Source organism: Shimia sp. R9_3 (assembly GCF_017743755.1).
Lineage (GTDB): Bacteria > Pseudomonadota > Alphaproteobacteria > Rhodobacterales > Rhodobacteraceae > Shimia.
In genome coordinates this window covers 495,664-511,977 of sequence record NZ_JAGHRP010000003.1, presented here as the reverse complement: position 1 = coordinate 511,977, position 16,314 = coordinate 495,664, and the positions used below count along the sequence as shown (strand labels likewise).

Sequence of the window (16,314 nt, the reverse complement as noted above, 5' to 3'; positions counted from 1 at the left end):
CATGAAAAAGCTCGTCCTCACCGGTGCCGCTGGCCGCCTAGGCTCCTATCTGCGCGAACCGCTCAGCAAAATGGCGGACGAGCTTGTCTCCACCGATATCGCCGAAAACATCGGAACCCTATATCCCGGCGAGAGCTACATGCAGGCCGATCTTGCCTCTCTGGAGCAAATCAGCGCAGTTTTGGAAGGCGCTGATATGGTTGTCCATTTTGGCGCAATCGTAGATGAAGCCCCCTTTGATGAGATCCTCGGCCCCAACATCATCGGTGCCTACAACGTCTGGGAAGCCGCCCATCAGCACGGTGTGCGGCGCGTGGTTTATGCCAGCTCCGTGCATGCGGTTGGCATGTACCCGTCCGCCGATTGCATTGGCATTGACGCCCCCCACCGCCCCGACAGCTTCTACGGTCTCGCCAAGTGCTTCGCCGAAGACCTCGGCCGCCTTTATTGGGAAAAGCGCGGGCTGGAAAGCGTGCACATGCGCATCTTCTCCTGTGCCAAAGTGGTCAGCACCCGCTCCCTCGCGACATGGCTCAGCTATGACGACCTGATCAGGCTTGTGACCCGTGCAGTTGACACGCCCACAACGGGCTTCTCCATCGTGTACGGCATCTCCAACAACGACCGCATGCCGGTCAACAATGCAGGCGCGTCCCACCTTGGCTATCGGCCACAGGACAATGCCGAACAATTTGCGCCTAAAATCCTCGCTGCCGCGCCTCCGGCGGACCCAAGTGATCCGGCTCAGATGTGCATTGGCGGCCCGTTCACCACCATTGAGCTTGGGGAGAGTGGGCTTGCGAAAATGACCATCGTGGATGACCGCAAAAAACTCTAACCACAACGAAGGGCGCATCACGCGCCCTTTTGCATTCCCAATCCGCGCTGATGCCCAAAGACGCTAAGCAGCTCTTATGCTTGCAAAAATCTCCACAGGCATTTCTTCATGTGACATGCGGGTCTCAAACCCTTTCACCATATCTGCCACCTGTGATGTGTCGCGCCGCATATTGTCCACCACGGCGACCACCTCTTCCACCAGCGCAGCGTTCTGTTGTGTGGCCTCATCAAGAAGCCCCAGCCCCTGCGCGATCTCCGAAAGCCCGTCTGACTGGGCACTGGTCGATTGCGCCACTTCAGAGCTTAGCGCTGAGACATTTTCCACGTCTTCCACGATTTCTTCGAGCACATGCCCCGCTCTGTCCACCAGCGTCACACCGGTCTCCACCAGCTCTGACGATGTCTTGATCAACTCGCTGATCTCTTTCGCCGCATCCCCTGCCTTCTGCGCAAGCCCGCGCACTTCAGAGGCCACAACCGCAAAGCCGCGCCCCGCGTCTCCCGCACGCGCAGCTTCAACGCCGGCGTTCAAGGCCAAGAGGTTCGTCTGAAAGGCGATGTCATCAATCACGCCCGTGATTTGGGAAATCTGCGCCGAGCTCTGGGCGATTTCCTGCATCTTGCCGACCGTCTCCCCCATCACTTCCTGACCGGTCTTGGCCTGCGCATGGGTCTGACGCATCATCACATCAGTCTTTTGCGTCGCCTCAGAAGACGATTGCAGCCGCGTACTGATTTCCGAGATGGACGACGCGGTACGCTCAAGCGTCGCAGCCTGCGTTTCCGTGCGCCGTGCCAGATCGCCCGCGCTGGAATTCATTTCTGACGCGGTCAGGTTCAGGTCATCTGTCGCGTATTTGATGGTCTTCATCACCGACCGCAGCCCGCGCTGCAGCTCATTAAACGCCACCCGAAGCCCGTCAAAGGCTTCCGGGAAATCACTCTCGTCCGGAGCTGGAATGTCTTCTGACAAATCCTTACGCGCCACCCGCTGCATCCCCGCCTCAAGATAGGCAAAGGCCTGCGTCTGCTGGTTTTTCTTCGCAGCGGTATAAGCCACTGCTGCCGCCGCCTGATCCATCTGCATGATTTGCGACAAGAGGGCTGCCCGCTTGGCGAGACGCTTTTTGCCGCCCCCAAAAATCATCAGGCCCGCCTTTTGGATCAAAACCCTTTGCAAATAGGACGATGCCCGCGCATGCGCCGCCAAGTAGGCGTCAAGGCGCAGCGCCATTTGCTCAAAATGCAGGGTGCACAGTCGCTCTACAGACGTTGCAAAGGAGGCCTCGGCATCTTTGCTCAACAAGCGCTGCCAATGGTCTTTCATGGCCGCTTTGGCCGCCGCAACCACGGTCAATTCCGCATCGGTCTCGCGATAGAAAATCTCAAGCGCTGCATCCCACTCAGGCGCCAACTTGGCACCAATGCTTTCCAGCAGAGCCAGATCATCCTTATCCAAACGCATATTTGTTGTGAATTCTTCCAACGCGTTGGCCATATCGGCGAGCCCCTTCTTCCCGGACGCTTTTTCTCTTCTCTCTCAGTAGAAGAGAGTTGGTTAACAGAAACTTTAACCAAACCGAAAAGAGGGAGAGCTGGGCAAAAAATCGCAAATGCAATAAAGGCGCGGCAATAAAAAACACCGCCTGCAAAAGCTGCAAGCGGTGCTTTGAAATTTCAGTCTTTGCAGACGAGTGTCTTTTAAGCGGCGGTCTCGATGCGCGCGCCGGCAAACTGAGCCACCATGGCATGTGCGGTGGCTTCATCCACCAGGCACAGCGCTGTGGACAGGCCATCAGCAACCGCTGCGGATGGCGCTGACACAGATGCCAGCTCAAGCGCACCTTCCTGGCCGTCAGGACGGAAGATATGTGCGTCGCTGCCAGACAGAACGGTCGCCATCGGTGCAGAGGTCGCCAGCGCGCGGTCGGTCAGCTTGACACGTGCAACAACGTCGCCCGCCGGAGTGCTCACGCCTGCGGTCCACTTGGCGCCATCTGCGCGGTGACCCAGCGCTGCGACTTCGCCCATGTCCAGCAGAACGTCTTTCAGGCCGGCATCGCGCAGGATCGCGGCAACACGGTCGGTCACATAGCCCTGTGCCACACCGTTCAGCGTAAGCGCCATGCCGTCTGCACCAAAACGCACTTCATTGGCGTCAAAGGAAACCTTGTCCCAGCCAACACGTGCCTTGGCATCGGTCACATCGCCCTGACCACCTTTCGCCAGCCAAAGTGGCTGAACGGTTGGGTCAAACGCGCCACCGCTGGCTTTGTTCAGCGCATCGCTCAGCTCAAGAACGTTCAGCAGATCAGCGGAAGGCGCGGAAAACACACCGTCACGGTTCAGCTGGGTCAGCTCGCTGTCACGGTACAGAGAGAAGATGCCTTCAAGACGATCAAGCTCTGCGGTGACAGCTGCCACGATCGGCGCGGCTTGCGCTTCGGTCAGACCGACCAGAGACATCTGAGCAGGCGCGCCCAGCGCCACACCTTGCCATTTGGCGGTTTCGGTAACGGTAGCAGCGTGGCTCAGGCCAGCAGGCACAGCAGCACTGGCTGCGGCGATGGTCAGAAAACGGCGGCGATGCATCCGGGTCATGAAAAGGTCTCCAGAATCGGGTCAAAATCGAGGTGCGCCATGCGCGGTTGGCGGGGGCATATCATCCAATTCCCGGACTGCCCACCCCACCAACCCGCAAAATTCGCGGGAAAACGGCCTTCTTGGCCGCTTTCGTCGGATAATGTAGAATATTAAAGCAAAGGTATAGATGCTGACTGAAAACAGCAGACGACTGCACGCTCTACAATAAGAGGCTGCTCTGCCTGGTCAGGCATGCAATGCACTGTGTCTGCTGCTCAGTCTGGGAAGAACATGCCCAACCAAAGCACCTTTGAAGACATGGAGTTTAAGGGTTGGACAGACCCTAAAATCGCACGCGGCTACGCCGACGGTTTCGCCACGGCCACGCGATTGACTGCACGCCATCTTGCGGCTGCGGTAGTTGCTGGACCTGACACACATATTCTCGATCTTTGTACCGGTCACGGCATTGTCGCCGCTGAACTCCTCGCAGCCAGAGCATCCGTCGTGGCGTTGGATTTTTCTGACGCCATGCTTGCACTCGCCAAAGAAACTGCGCCCGGCGCAACCTTTGTCCAAGGCAACGCAATGGAGATGGCGTTCGCCGATCAATCCTTTGACGCGGTCACCGTCGGTTTCGGGGTTCCCCATTTCCCCGACCCGGCGCGAGGCTTTGCAGAGATCGCGCGCGTTCTCAAACCCGGCGGTCGCCTCGCGTTTTCGATCTGGTGCGGCCAAGGTTCCGCAGGTGCCTTCGGGTGGTTGTTTGAAGCTTATGGCCGATTGGCCGACGCTTCCATCAAACTGCCAGACGGCCCAGACGCCCACCAATTCACCGATCATGGCCTGGTCAGAGAAACGCTGGAAGCGGCAGGCTTTGAAGACATCACATCACAAGATGTTCCTTCAGAGCTGTTGGTAAAATCGCCCACGGATCTGTTTGACGTTTTTGACAAAGGGGCCGTGCGCGCCGCGGTGCTCTTGAGCGGACAATCCGAAGACACCCGCGGCGCCATTCGGGCCTTACTTGCAGAACGCGTCCAGATGCTGAGCCGGCACGAGGCCGATGGATACCATGTCCAAGCCCCCTGTGTGATGGTCTCGGCCACACGCTGTTGACACCAGCGATCGGCCAACGCGCCCTAATTGGTTAACGCGAAAATCCACCGCCGCGATAACGTCGCAATACCGACGCGATACAGCCCCTCCATTTTGGCAAGTGTTAACGCTAATCACCTACCCGCTGACCGTCGGCATCAAAGAAATGACACGCCGCTTCCGGGAAGCTCAGCCCCACCTGATCTCCGACTTGATGAGGCACATCTCCACCCGTCACGCGCACCACAATCTTCTCTTCCTGACCAACGTCCAGAATAAGGAACGTGTCCGCGCCGAGGTATTCGACCACCTCAATGGTGCCGTCACACTGGCCAGCACCCGTCGCGCAAACCTCAATATGTTCTGGCCGAACGCCGACCTTGGCCGCCGCATTGGCTTTGCCAAAGGGTCCGCTGCCACCGATCGCCAGCTGATACTGCGCATCACCTGCGGCGGCGCGGCAGTCCAGAATGTTCATCTTAGGGCTGCCGATGAACTGCGCCACGAACAAATTCCCAGGCTTTTCATAGAGTTCGCGCGGAGTGCCCACCTGTGCGATATGTCCATACTCCAGCACCACAATGCGATCCGCCAGCGTCATCGCTTCGACCTGATCATGGGTCACATAGATCATCGTGCGCTTCAGGCTCTGGTGCAGCTTGGCGATCTCATAGCGCATCTCGACCCGCAGAGCGGCGTCAAGGTTTGACAACGGTTCATCAAACAGGAAGGCTGTCGGATCCCGGACAATCGACCGTCCAATCGCAACCCGCTGCCGCTGCCCACCAGAGAGGTCTTTCGGGCGCCGCTCCAGATAATCCGTCAGCTTCAGGATCTCTGCCGCCTGCCCAACCTGACGCGCGATCTCATCCTTACTAACCCCCGCAACTTTCAGGGAAAAACCCATGTTCTCGGCAACGGTCAGATGCGGATAAAGCGCATAAGACTGAAATACCATGGTCAGGCCACGCTTGCTCGGCGGATGATCGGTGACATCATTTCCGTCGATCTCCAGCGCGCCGCGACTGATATCCTCAAGGCCACCAATCATGCGCAGCAATGTTGACTTACCGCAGCCCGACGGGCCCACGAAAACCACGAACTCGCCGTCCTGAATATCCAGATCGATCCCTTTGATGACCTGAATGTCACCAAACCACTTTTCAACAGCTTTTAGATTGATACTCCCCATCAGTCTCTCCCCGCCCATGCAAGCCAAACCGCTGCGGTCCAGGTGAAAGACCCGCCGCCCGCAGCATCGCCGCTAAATGGATCAAAATACTCAGCAAATCCGTGCTCTGCGATCAGGTCGGCGGTCTTTTTCGCCAACGCCTGCGCTTCTTTTTCGTGGCCCATGTCCTTCAGGCCCAGACCAATCAGCATGTTCACAATGGCCCAGGTTGGGCCGCGCCAATACCGCCGCGTATCAAAGGTGTCCGCATCGGGATCATTGCTTGGCACCGGATACGGCACCCGCTCCAGAACATCCCGCAACCGCGTCAGCATCGCCGGGTTCTCCACGCCAGCATACCAGCAGAGGTACGACGCGTTTGACACACAGCCAGCCCACTCGCCGCTGTGCACATCCCGGCTGTCAAAGCCACCAAGATCGTCATTCCAAAGAGTTGCAGCTCCGGCCTCCAGCCGTTTGATATCCGCCGCAATCTGCAACACATCTTTGCCAAGCGCTTCGCCCACCGCGAGAAGATCCCGTGCGGCACGCAAAGTGGTAAAGGTCATGGTCGGATCCGCCACGCGGAACGGGCTTTCCGCCATCATCGCCGCCTGATCCCATTTCAAGCGCCGACCAAGCTGTACCAGCTTGATATAACGGTCATAATCAAACTTGGTCGGGCGATCTTCGCTGTTCACATGGGCGGTGTCACGCCGGGTGTACTCCCCCACATCAGACGCATCCATACGCGCCATGGTCTTGTCCCAATCCGGCGCATTGTCCCGACCGGTTTCCCACGGGTGTGTGGTGCAAACCGCGCCCATATGCAGACGCCAGCGCATGATCCAATTGTGCCAAGCCAGCATCTTGGGATAGAGCGCCGCCATTCGTGCCTGCCCCATCTCCCGATCCTGCTCCCAGACAAACCGCGCCATGGTGGCAGCAATCGGTGGCTGAATGATGCCAGACGACGGGATCGGCCCCTCACAGCCCCAGACATCCGGCCCCGGGAAATACCCCGGATCGTTTTTGTGAAACAGGATGTGCGGCACCATACCGTCCGCCCACTGTCCCTGAAACAGGGTCTCCAGCTCGACCCAGGCACGCTCCACATCAAACTGCGCAAACCCAAGCGCAGCTACGGCACTGTCCCAGTTCCACTGGTAAGGGTACAGCCCCGCCGTCGGCACCGTGTAGCCGCCGCGATCGTTGTTGATCAGGATCTGCTGGGCCTGATCGGTTAGTGTGTTTTCGGAAGTCATATTCTTATCCTTTGACTGACCCGGCTGTCAGGCCCTTGGTCATGAAGCGTTCAAGCCCCAGGAACAGCACCATGATCGGGAGGGTAGCAATCACCGCCCCCGCCATCAGATGTTGTCTGGGAATTTCAGAAGAGTTGAGCATCGCCACACCGCGTGTGAGCGTGAATTTGGACGGATCATCCAGCAGCATGAAAGCGAGCAGGAACTCGTTCCACGCAATCATGAATACATAGAGCGACACGGAGGCCAACGCAGGCAGGCTCAGCGGCAGCGTGATCTTCCAGATCACCGCCAAACGCGACAGCCCATCCATCAGGCCCGCTTCTTCCACCTCGGTTGGTAGCCCCCGGAAATACCCCTGCAGCATATAAAGCGCGACTGGGATCGTGGTGACCGGATAGATCATCACGATGCCAAGGATCGAATTGCGCAGCCCCGTCATCGAAAAGGCGATATAGATCGGCAGCGCCAAAACGATCATCGGCACCATGTAGATCAGCAGGATCGAGCGCGAGAATGCTTTCTGCCCTTTGAACCGGAACCGCGCCACCGCATAAGCCCCTGGCACGCTGAACGCCAAGGTGATGAACACTGTCAGCACCGACACATAGAAAGACGTCCAGAGATAAGTCCCAAAGTTGAAGTCCCGGAACAGCTCGACATAGCTGCGGAACAGCTCTGTGCCTTTGCTGATTTCAATCGAGAAATCGAGCGGGTTTTGCAGCAAGGCCTGCTGCGATTTCAGGCTGGTCATCACCATCACGTAGAATGGGATCAGCACAATCGCGGTGAAAAAGATATAGCCAAAGCCGGTGAGGAAACGGATCACCGCCGCCTCATACTCATGCCGTGTCAGCGCGCCAAATGGCGTGTCCTGCAAAATCGCGGCCATCGCAAAATGCATACCAGCCGCAAGCGTAATCATCGCCACGATGATGGCTGAAAAGGAAACACTCTCGCCGGTCACAACCGGTCCAACCGGCGATGCCATGGCAATCGCCATAAGCGCGCTGATCGCGAGCCGCGCCGGTGCATGCTGCGCCGGAAAGCGCACATAGATCAGCCCGGCTGCCGCCCCCCACACCAGACAGAGCAAGAGCTGCGGACGAAAGGCCGCCCCGGTGGCAAATGACATCGCCACCGCAACCGTTGTCGCCATAACAATCAGCCAAAGTGCCCCCAGCACGGGGCCAGTGATAAACCCTTTGCGCATTTAGAGGCCCTCCTCGCGGCTGATGAATTTGAAGAAGAAGAAGGAGAAACACAGCAGACACAGCAGGATCACCACCGCCACCGCCGCACCTGCGCCAATGTTGGAAATCGCAAAGGCCTGCTCATAAACGTTCACCGTCAAAGTGCGCGTGCCTGCGTTCCCGCCGGTCAGCAGGAAGATGTCGTCAAACTTGTTGAACGTCCAAATGAACCGCAGCAGGAACAGCACCGACAGAATGCCCAACAGCTGTGGCAGGCTCAGCAGCCAGAACTTCTGGAAAGGTGACGCGCCATCCATATCCGCCGCCTCATACATCGAGGAGTCGATGCTCTGCATCCGTGCAAGAATGAAAAGGAACGACAGCGGGAAATAGCGCCAGATCTCAAACACCGTCACCATGATCAGCGCAAGCGGGCGTTCGCCAAAGAAGTTGATCGCACTTTCCGTGACGCCCATCTGAATGAGCAGCGCATTTGCTGATCCGGAGAATGGGTCAAACAACGTCACCCAGGTGAAAGCGACCGCAATCACAGGTGCCACATAAGGGAATAAGTAAAGCCCTCGAATGATCCCCTGTCCGGTAAAGCTCTTGTTCAGCAGAAGCGCTGCAAACAGCCCCATCACCAATGCGCCAACCGTGCCAAAAACGGTGTAGAACATGGTCACGCCAAAAACAGTCCAGAACTCGCCGCCATCAAACAGCCGCTGATAATTCTCCATCGACAGCTGCGGTGATGCCAGGACGCTTTTGCCTGCGCCGGTCATGTCCGGCTCACTGTCTTCCACGGCCGCTTCCAGCGCGTCTTCATCCAGATCGGATGTGATGGGCAAACGAAGCCGTTCTCGCTCTCCGCCTTCCAAATCGCCAAAGTCACAGAACAGATCCCGACCAGTCAGCGTACAGGCGTCAGGCAGATCCCCAACAAGCGCAACACTTTCTGGCAGGCGGTCTGACAGGGTCACCCCTTCGAGAGTCTCTTCCTGCGAAGAGTTGCGCACACGGTACTCAATCCGCATGTCATCTCCGCTGCCGCGCAAGCTTTCACGCACAATCGGCGCCGGTGGGCGCAGGTCAGAGAGCGCAAAGGGTTTGAAACTGATCCAGATGACAGCCAGCAGGGGCAACACCACAACCAAAGCAACACTGATCAGCGTCGGAGCCAATAAGCCCCAAGCCAGCCGTGCCTCGCGTTTGGCCAATGCGCCCGTGCCTGTCGGCGGGAGAGCCGTAGACATGGGGAACCTCAAGAGAATAGAGCGCAACGACCCGCCTGCATGTGTGGCAGGCCGCTGCAAGATTGCCTTTGGTTATTGAACCTTGGACAGCTCGTCGTTCATGGCCGCAACCGCGGCGGCAGCATCGATCTCATCATCGATATACTGACGCACAACGCGGTTGATCGCTTGGCTGTTGATGATTTTGGACGCGAGCGACAGCTGGCCTTCCGCCACGCCCCAACGCTGCGCCACATCAAGGCCGCCAACGATTTCGTCGATCATCGCCTGATCGTAAAGCTCACCAAGCGGTGCCTTGCGATCCACTCCAACCGGCAGTTTGGACCAAGCATCCGCAAAGGCGGTTGGATTGTCAGCCGTACCACGACGCACCGGGAACTTGCCTTCGGGCGCAATCGACAGTGTCTGCGTGTAGCCGTCGTCCATTGCGAACTTCACAAAATCCATCGCCGCATCGGTGTCTGCGTCAGATGTAATGCCGAAATAGCGCACATCGCCCCAGGCAGCCCCATCCGGATTGGAAGGCCCGGAGAAGTTGGTCACAATACCGGTCATCCCCGCCAGCTTGTTGGAGGTTGGATCGTCGGTGATGGTGGGCGGAGCACTGTCACGCAGACCAGCCAGCTCGTCCAGAATGAACGGGGACCAGATGATCATAGCAGCCTTGCCCGCAAAATAGAGCTCGCGGGATTGCTTCCAATAGAGCTCACCCGGAGGCGAGGCTTTGGCGATCGCTTTATAGAAATCGAGCACTTCGGTTGTCGCTGCTTCATCCAGCGCTTTGAAACCGTTTTCGTCAACCGGGCTCACGCCATTGGCCAAGAACACATGCTCCAGAACTTGGCTCATGAAGTTTTCGTCTACCTTGGTGGCAGCAACGAAGCCGTACATTTCTGGTGGATTGTGGAGTTTTTCCAGTGCCGCCAACACGTTGGCATAGCTGTTTGGCGCTTCAAGACCTGCCGCATCAAACAGATCCTTGCGGTAAACCACCATCTGCGTCCAGCCATCAACCGGCACCGAAGCGGTTTCGCCATTGAAATCTGCCATCGCCACCGCGCCAGGCGCAAAGGTGCCAACACCCAGATCTTCCACGACTTCAGAAGCCGCTTCTGTGTCAAGGATGCCCGCTTCCGCCCAAGGCAGCGCATATTGCAGCGTGTGATAGATCACATCTGGCAGATCGCCCGCGGCAAAAGCGGCCGTCGCACGTGTGCCCAGATCGCTCTCGCTGACCGGGATCACTTCAACAGATGTCCCGGTTGCAGATTTGAACTGCTCCGCCATTTCCTGCTGTTTGGCAAGCCGCTCGGGCTGCTCTTCGGTGGTCCAGAAGCGGATCGTGTCGGCTTGTACCGACATCGCCGTCAAGGCCAGGGCAAGCGAGGTGCTTACCATCAGTTTCGAAGTAAAGTGACGTGACATGATTGTCCTCCCGTGTTGTCGTTATTGCGTATTTTTAATCTTTTCAGCGAGTTGATCCGGGCGCAGTGCCGGTGGCCCATCTGACTGCCGCTCCACCAGAATGGCGTCAGATACCTCTCGTAGTGTCTCCGGAGCTTCCCCCCGGATCTGGCGGATCAGCAATTCCGCAAGCCGCGCGCCAGCTTTTCGCGTATCAACGTGATAGGTGGTCAAGCCAGGGCGCACATAATCCGCTTCAGGTACCCCATCATAGCCGATGACCGAAACATCCCACCCGACCTGAAGACCCAAATCGCTGAGCGCATCATAACCGCCAAGCGCCGCCATATCAGTGGCAAACACCACGCCTGTTGGAGGGCGCTCAAGCCGCATCAACGCATGGACTTCTTCAGCCCCTTCTTCGCGTGTCCGCGCCCCTTCCCGCAGAAGCGCGGCGTCATACGTTAGCCCTGCAGCCGCGAGCCCGGCCTTGAACCCTTCTCGGCGCAGATGGGTATAGTTAAAGTTTGCAGTGCTGCCGACATAGCCGATGCGCTCGTGGCCCAGCCCGGCAAGCCGCGTCACCGCGCTGCACATTGCCGCCTCTCCGAGAATATCATACCAAGAGCTTTTTTGCTGCGCAGTTGGCACGCCGTGTTCGGTGCGCCCGAATAAAACGTGCGGCACGCCCCGCGCCTGCAACAGCGAAATCCGCGCGTCCTTCACTTCGGTACGGGGCAGAATAAATCCGTCCGCTTTACGCTCATCAACCAGCCGCCCAAGCACGTTTTGCATATCTGCGTCAGAGGTCGCCGTCGAAACAGTCACTGTCCAGCCAAAACCACTTGCGGTTTCACACGCCCCCATCAGGAACTCCTGCAAAAACGGGTTGTGCCGGTCCGGCTCGTCCATTTGCAGCACCAAAGCCAACGCGCGCACTCGCCCGGTGCGGATCGCCTGCGCATGGCTCAGTGGTTGATACCCAAGTTTCTGCGCGGTGCTCGCCACGCGCTTCCGGGTGCTTTCAGAAATATCGGCATAGCCGTTCATCGCGCGCGAGACCGTGCTTTTGGACATGCCCAGATGTGCTGCCAGATCGTTGATCGTCACCCGACGCCCCGCGCGGTTCTGCGGTGCGCGCATATCTTTTTCGGAAGGGTTTCGAATCGCTGACATGGCATGACTATTTTTTCCGAAACCGGTTTCGGCAAGCAATATCAGGGCACGAACTTATGCACTCAGCCCAAGTTTTGGCCGCAAAAGGCGCAACGCGTCCTGTTTTTCAGGCGCTCTAAAAATCCCCTAACTCAGCAAAACCACCCCGAATGGAACGCAAAACTCTTGCCATCTCAGCGGTTGCACGTAGCGTTCACACAGCCTCACTTTGTCGCGCAGGGACCACTCATGCTCACACATCACCGCCCGATCCGGTCCATCGCCTGTGTTGGAGAAGTGATGATTGAAATGGCCCTGCAAGATCAAGCCACTGCGCGCCTCAGCGTGGCAGGAGACACGTTTAACACGGCCTATTATCTCAACAGGCTTCTTGCAGAGACAGGGGTTTCGACCACCTATGTCACGGCTCTGGGGGATGATGTCTTCTCAGACCGCATCCGCAGCACCATCGCAGGGCACGGCATCAAAACCGATTGTATCGAAACCCGCAAAGGCCGGATGCCAGGCCTCTATGCCATCGAAACCGATGAAACTGGGGAGCGTAGTTTCAGCTATTGGCGCTCCGCCTCCGCCGCCCGCACGCTTTTCTCCGAGCCTTGTGGCGTGCCGCTTTCCACCCTCAATCGCTTTGATCTGGTGCTTTTCACCGGCATCAGCATGGCAATCTTAACGCCTGAGACTCGCACCACGATCCTCAACTGGATCGACACCTTTCGCGCGAAAGGCGGACTCGTTGCCTATGACAGCAACCACCGCCCTCGCCTTTGGGAAAGCACTAAGGTCGCCCGCGACATCAACACCCAGATGTGGAAACGCACGGACATCGCCCTGCCTTCCGTAGATGATGAATTGGCGCTCTTTGGCGACACCTCCGAAGATGCAGCCTACGCCCGTCTACAGTCCTACGGTCTCACTTATGGCGCCCTTAAACGTGGCCCCGACGGTCCGCGCGATATCGCGACAGGCGCACCACTCGACAATCCTGGCCCGGCTTCCAAAATGAAGGACAGCACCGCGGCAGGCGACAGCTTCAACGCAGGCTTGCTCGCCGCCACCTGCCTTGGCAAGGACATCCAAACGGCTATGTGCGCGGGCCACCAACTCGCCGCCCATGTGGTCACCCAACCGGGCGCGATTGTAGATCTCCCTGATCATTGCGTCGTCGCTTTGACCTAATCCATGCAACGAAAAAGCCCCAGCGCGATAGCACCGGGGCTCCTGAAGTGCTTTGGCAGAAAGCTTAAACCGTGCCGCCCAAACTGTCTTCCAGCGCCACAAGCTCCTGGCCACCGGCCATCATATCTTGCAGCTCATCCGGCGTGATCTGGCCCCTCTGCGAAGTGCCGAGCGTCTGTCCACGGTTGAGCACCGTAAAGCGATCACCAACGGCCAGCGCATGGCGCACATTATGCGTGATAAACACCACCGCAACCCCCTGCTTGCGCACCTTGTCGATGGTAGCGAGCACATTGGCCGTCTGACGCACCCCCAGCGCAGAAGTCGGCTCGTCAAGGATCAGAACTTTCGCCCCAAAATGCACCGCCCTCGCGATGGCGACCGTCTGCCGCTCTCCGCCTGAAAGCGTCCCAACCGCCTGATCTGGTCCACGCAGGTTGATGCCCATCTTGCGCATCTCTTCCATCGTGACCTGATTGGCATAGTCGTGGTCAAAGAACTTCATCGGACCGATCTGCTTCACCGGCTCGTTTCCCATAAAAAAGTTCCGGCTTACCGACATCAGCGGGATCATCGCCAGATGCTGGTGAACAGTCGCGATACCCGCCGCAATCGCATCGCGCGGATCGGCAAAATGCATTTCTTTGCCTTCAAACAGGATCTGCCCTTTGGTCGGCTTGTGTACGCCGGACATGGTCTTGATGAAGGTGGATTTCCCCGCGCCGTTGTCGCCGAGTAGACAGTGACATTCGCCTGGAAATACATCGACAGACACACCAGCGAGGGCAATCACCCGGCCAAAGTGTTTGGCGATGTTTTGCATCTGAATGATGGGGGCTTTTTCTGTTTTCATATCAACGCTCCCCCGTAATGATGCGACGGATATAGGTGTTCAGGATCACGGCTCCCAGCAAGATAACTCCGAGGAACACGCGGAACAGCGAGCTCTCAACGCCTGCAAAGAACAGCCCCTGCTGGACTACACCAAAGATCAGCGCTCCCAGAGCTGCCCCGATCACGGAACCATAGCCCCCGGTCAGCAAGGCACCGCCAATCACCACCGCAATGATGGCTTCAAATTCCTTCAGAAGGCCGCGGTCAGAGCCGGCACCACCAAACTCCATCACCTGACAGGTGGCAAAGACGGTTGCGCAAAAGGCGGTGAACATGAACATCAGGATCTTCACCTTGTCGACAGGCACACCAGAGTTGCGCGCCGCTTCCGCATCGCCGCCAGCGGCATAGATCCAGTTGCCAAATCGGGTCTTGGTCAGGATGATGTGGCCAACAATCACAAGCAGGATCGCCCAGACGATCAGCATCGGCAGACCGTCGACCACGGGTTGGCCCTTGCGGGTGCCACGTTCAAACACAGCAATGATCCCCGCGTCGCCCATCCACTGGAAGAATCCGGTGAAGATCTTGCCCCCAAACACGGCCGCCAACCAGTCACCTTCTGCCGCCTCACCGACGCCACCGATGATGGTTTTGCGCTCAATGGTCTGCGGCAGGTAGATCGCAAAGCCACGCAAAATAAACAGAAACGCTAGCGTCACGATGAAACTCGGCAGTCCGGTGCGCACAACGATAAAACCGTTCAACGCGCCGATAGAGACCGCAATCGCAAAGGTTACTATAATGGCCATCCAGACCGGCCAGCCCAAAGTGACGCTGAAGATCGCAATCAACATCCCGGCAAAACCAATCATCGACCCGACGGAGAGGTCAAACTCACCGGCGATCATCAGCAGACAGGCCCCGACCGCAATGATCATGAACTGTGCCGAGATCTGGCTCCAGTTCATAATGCCTTGGCTGTTGAACATGCCGCTGTCAAAAGCGAACAAAAGGAAAAAGGTGAACACGGCAACGGTGCCAACGATCCCGCCCAGTTCTGGACGGATCAGCGCTTTGCGGAAACGCGAGATTTCCTTGATTCGCTCATCGGCATTGGCCGCGGGTTGCGTCGCGTTTGTCATGCGACATCTCCCATCTGCTGTGAATTTTGGATTGGTTTGTCAGGGTGGGAAAAGGGCACCAGATGTGGCGGCGCCCCTCGCCTATTTTCACTTATCAAGCCAGTGGCTTAGCGGTACTCGCCCGCAAATTCTTCAACTTTTTCAAGACCATCGGCAGTTACAAAACCCGGGCCGGAGTTGATGTTGTTGCCCGGCAGCACGCCATAACGATGATAGTTGGTCAGAACCACAACAGGCAGGTACGCCTGCAGGAAAGGCTGCTGGTCGATACCCCAGTTGATCACGCCTGCTTTGATGCCTTTCACGATCTCTTCGCCGAGGTCGAAGGTGCCAAAGTAAATGTCGCCGGCCATGCCGTTTTCATCCAGCGCCAGCAGAGTCGGGTCAGCAGATGTTGGGCCAAGCGTCAGAACCGCGTCGGTTTCTGGGTTTGCGTTCAGATACGCCAGCACGCGGTTTTTGATCTCCGCAGGGTCTTGGCCGCTGTCGATCATCTGGTCACCCAGTTCAATGCCCAGACCATCCGCAAAACCTTGGCAGCGTTCTGTAGAGGACGGCGAGGAGATGTAGTGGTTCACACAAAGGAAGCTGCCGACACCGTCACCTTTGGCGCGCAGACCTGCGGCGTAACCGGCGTCATACTCTGGCTGACCAACATACATCAGCGCACCAACTTCGCGCGCCTGATCTGGCGTACCGGAGTTCATGATGATCACATCCACACCGCTGTCCACAGCCGCTTTGATCGGGCCGGAAAGCACATCATAGTCGCTCAGCGTGGTGATGATTCCATTTGGCCCAGAAGCTGCCGCCTGCTCAATGATCCGCGCCATATCCGCCAAATCGCCGGTTGGCGGATTACGATACTCGACGTCGACACCCATCTGGTCGCCCGCCAACGCGATGCCATTTTTGATGGTATTCCACCAGCTGTCACTGTCTGGTGCGTGGCTAACCAGAATATATTTTTCGCCATCTGCGGCAGCAGTGTTGGCCAGCGCAAAGGGCGCAGTCACAACGGCAACCGCCAAAGCCAGCTTCTTGGTAAATGAAGTCATGTTTTCCTCCCAAAATTACGTCTTCATGGCACGCAGGCGGCTCCAATCCGCCTTCTCCGACCCAAGTTTAAGCACATCCCAATTCACTTTGCAACCGGTTGCAAAAAGTGAATTT

The 16,314-nt window shown here is 57.6% G+C and carries 14 protein-coding genes; 3 read left to right on the top strand and 11 right to left on the bottom strand.

Annotated features, from left to right (window positions below; genetic code table 11):
• Position 1: 1 nt before the first annotated feature.
• On the top strand, positions 2 to 838 hold the full coding sequence (locus J7412_RS11320) for an NAD(P)-dependent oxidoreductase (RefSeq protein ID WP_209078728.1): 837 nt from the start codon (positions 2 to 4) through the stop codon (positions 836 to 838).
• A gap of 63 nt (positions 839 to 901) precedes the next feature.
• Here the strand turns inward: J7412_RS11320 and J7412_RS11315 are convergent, their stop codons facing one another.
• Positions 902 to 2,338 carry a methyl-accepting chemotaxis protein gene (locus tag J7412_RS11315; protein ID WP_209078727.1) on the bottom strand — a complete coding sequence of 479 codons (1,437 nt, stop codon included), beginning with the start codon at positions 2,336 to 2,338 and terminating at the stop codon, positions 902 to 904.
• 203 nt (positions 2,339 to 2,541) lie between these two features.
• Entirely contained in the window at positions 2,542 to 3,441 is a 900-nt protein-coding gene (locus tag J7412_RS11310) for an FAD:protein FMN transferase (RefSeq protein ID WP_247743874.1), read from the bottom strand.
• Between the two features lie 273 nt (positions 3,442 to 3,714).
• On the opposite strand from J7412_RS11310, the gene J7412_RS11305 reads away from it, so the two are divergent.
• Complete coding sequence (locus tag J7412_RS11305; protein ID WP_247743873.1) at positions 3,715 to 4,542, top strand: methyltransferase domain-containing protein; 828 nt, start codon at positions 3,715 to 3,717, stop codon at positions 4,540 to 4,542.
• Positions 4,543 to 4,651: 109 nt separating this feature from the next.
• Here the strand turns inward: J7412_RS11305 and ugpC are convergent, their stop codons facing one another.
• From ugpC to J7412_RS11275, 6 genes are all read right to left on the bottom strand, one after another.
• Entirely contained in the window at positions 4,652 to 5,713 is a 1,062-nt protein-coding gene (gene ugpC / locus J7412_RS11300; RefSeq protein WP_209078726.1) for a sn-glycerol-3-phosphate ABC transporter ATP-binding protein UgpC, read from the bottom strand.
• Positions 5,713 to 6,957 (bottom strand): hypothetical protein, encoded by a 1,245-nt coding sequence (locus J7412_RS11295; protein WP_209078725.1) that lies wholly within the window; start codon positions 6,955 to 6,957, stop codon positions 5,713 to 5,715. The genes ugpC and J7412_RS11295 overlap by 1 nt, the downstream gene beginning before the upstream one ends.
• Positions 6,958 to 6,961: 4 nt before the next feature.
• Positions 6,962 to 8,170, bottom strand: coding sequence for a carbohydrate ABC transporter permease (locus J7412_RS11290; protein WP_209078724.1), 1,209 nt, complete (start codon positions 8,168 to 8,170; stop codon positions 6,962 to 6,964).
• Positions 8,171 to 9,406 carry a sugar ABC transporter permease gene (locus J7412_RS11285; RefSeq protein WP_209078723.1) on the bottom strand — a complete coding sequence of 412 codons (1,236 nt, stop codon included), beginning with the start codon at positions 9,404 to 9,406 and terminating at the stop codon, positions 8,171 to 8,173.
• A 72-nt stretch (positions 9,407 to 9,478) separates the two neighbouring features.
• On the bottom strand, positions 9,479 to 10,831 hold the full coding sequence (locus J7412_RS11280; RefSeq protein WP_209078722.1) for an extracellular solute-binding protein: 1,353 nt from the start codon (positions 10,829 to 10,831) through the stop codon (positions 9,479 to 9,481).
• Positions 10,832 to 10,852: 21 nt separating this feature from the next.
• Positions 10,853 to 11,953 (bottom strand): LacI family DNA-binding transcriptional regulator, encoded by a 1,101-nt coding sequence (locus J7412_RS11275; RefSeq protein ID WP_209078721.1) that lies wholly within the window; start codon positions 11,951 to 11,953, stop codon positions 10,853 to 10,855.
• A 261-nt stretch (positions 11,954 to 12,214) separates the two neighbouring features.
• Between J7412_RS11275 and J7412_RS11270 the strand changes: the two genes are divergently transcribed.
• Positions 12,215 to 13,162 (top strand): sugar kinase, encoded by a 948-nt coding sequence (locus J7412_RS11270; RefSeq protein ID WP_209078720.1) that lies wholly within the window; start codon positions 12,215 to 12,217, stop codon positions 13,160 to 13,162.
• Positions 13,163 to 13,226: 64 nt separating this feature from the next.
• Here J7412_RS11270 and J7412_RS11265 read toward each other — a convergent pair whose 3' ends face one another.
• The 3 genes from J7412_RS11265 to J7412_RS11255 form a co-directional block, all read right to left on the bottom strand.
• Positions 13,227 to 14,015 (bottom strand): ATP-binding cassette domain-containing protein, encoded by a 789-nt coding sequence (locus J7412_RS11265; RefSeq protein WP_209078719.1) that lies wholly within the window; start codon positions 14,013 to 14,015, stop codon positions 13,227 to 13,229.
• Position 14,016: 1 nt separating this feature from the next.
• Positions 14,017 to 15,141, bottom strand: a complete 1,125-nt coding sequence (locus J7412_RS11260; RefSeq protein WP_209065061.1) for an ABC transporter permease — start codon at positions 15,139 to 15,141, stop codon at positions 14,017 to 14,019.
• 107 nt (positions 15,142 to 15,248) lie between these two features.
• Positions 15,249 to 16,199: a sugar ABC transporter substrate-binding protein gene (locus J7412_RS11255; RefSeq protein WP_209078718.1), complete on the bottom strand. Its 951-nt coding sequence runs from the start codon at positions 16,197 to 16,199 to the stop codon at positions 15,249 to 15,251.
• Positions 16,200 to 16,314 lie beyond the last annotated feature (115 nt).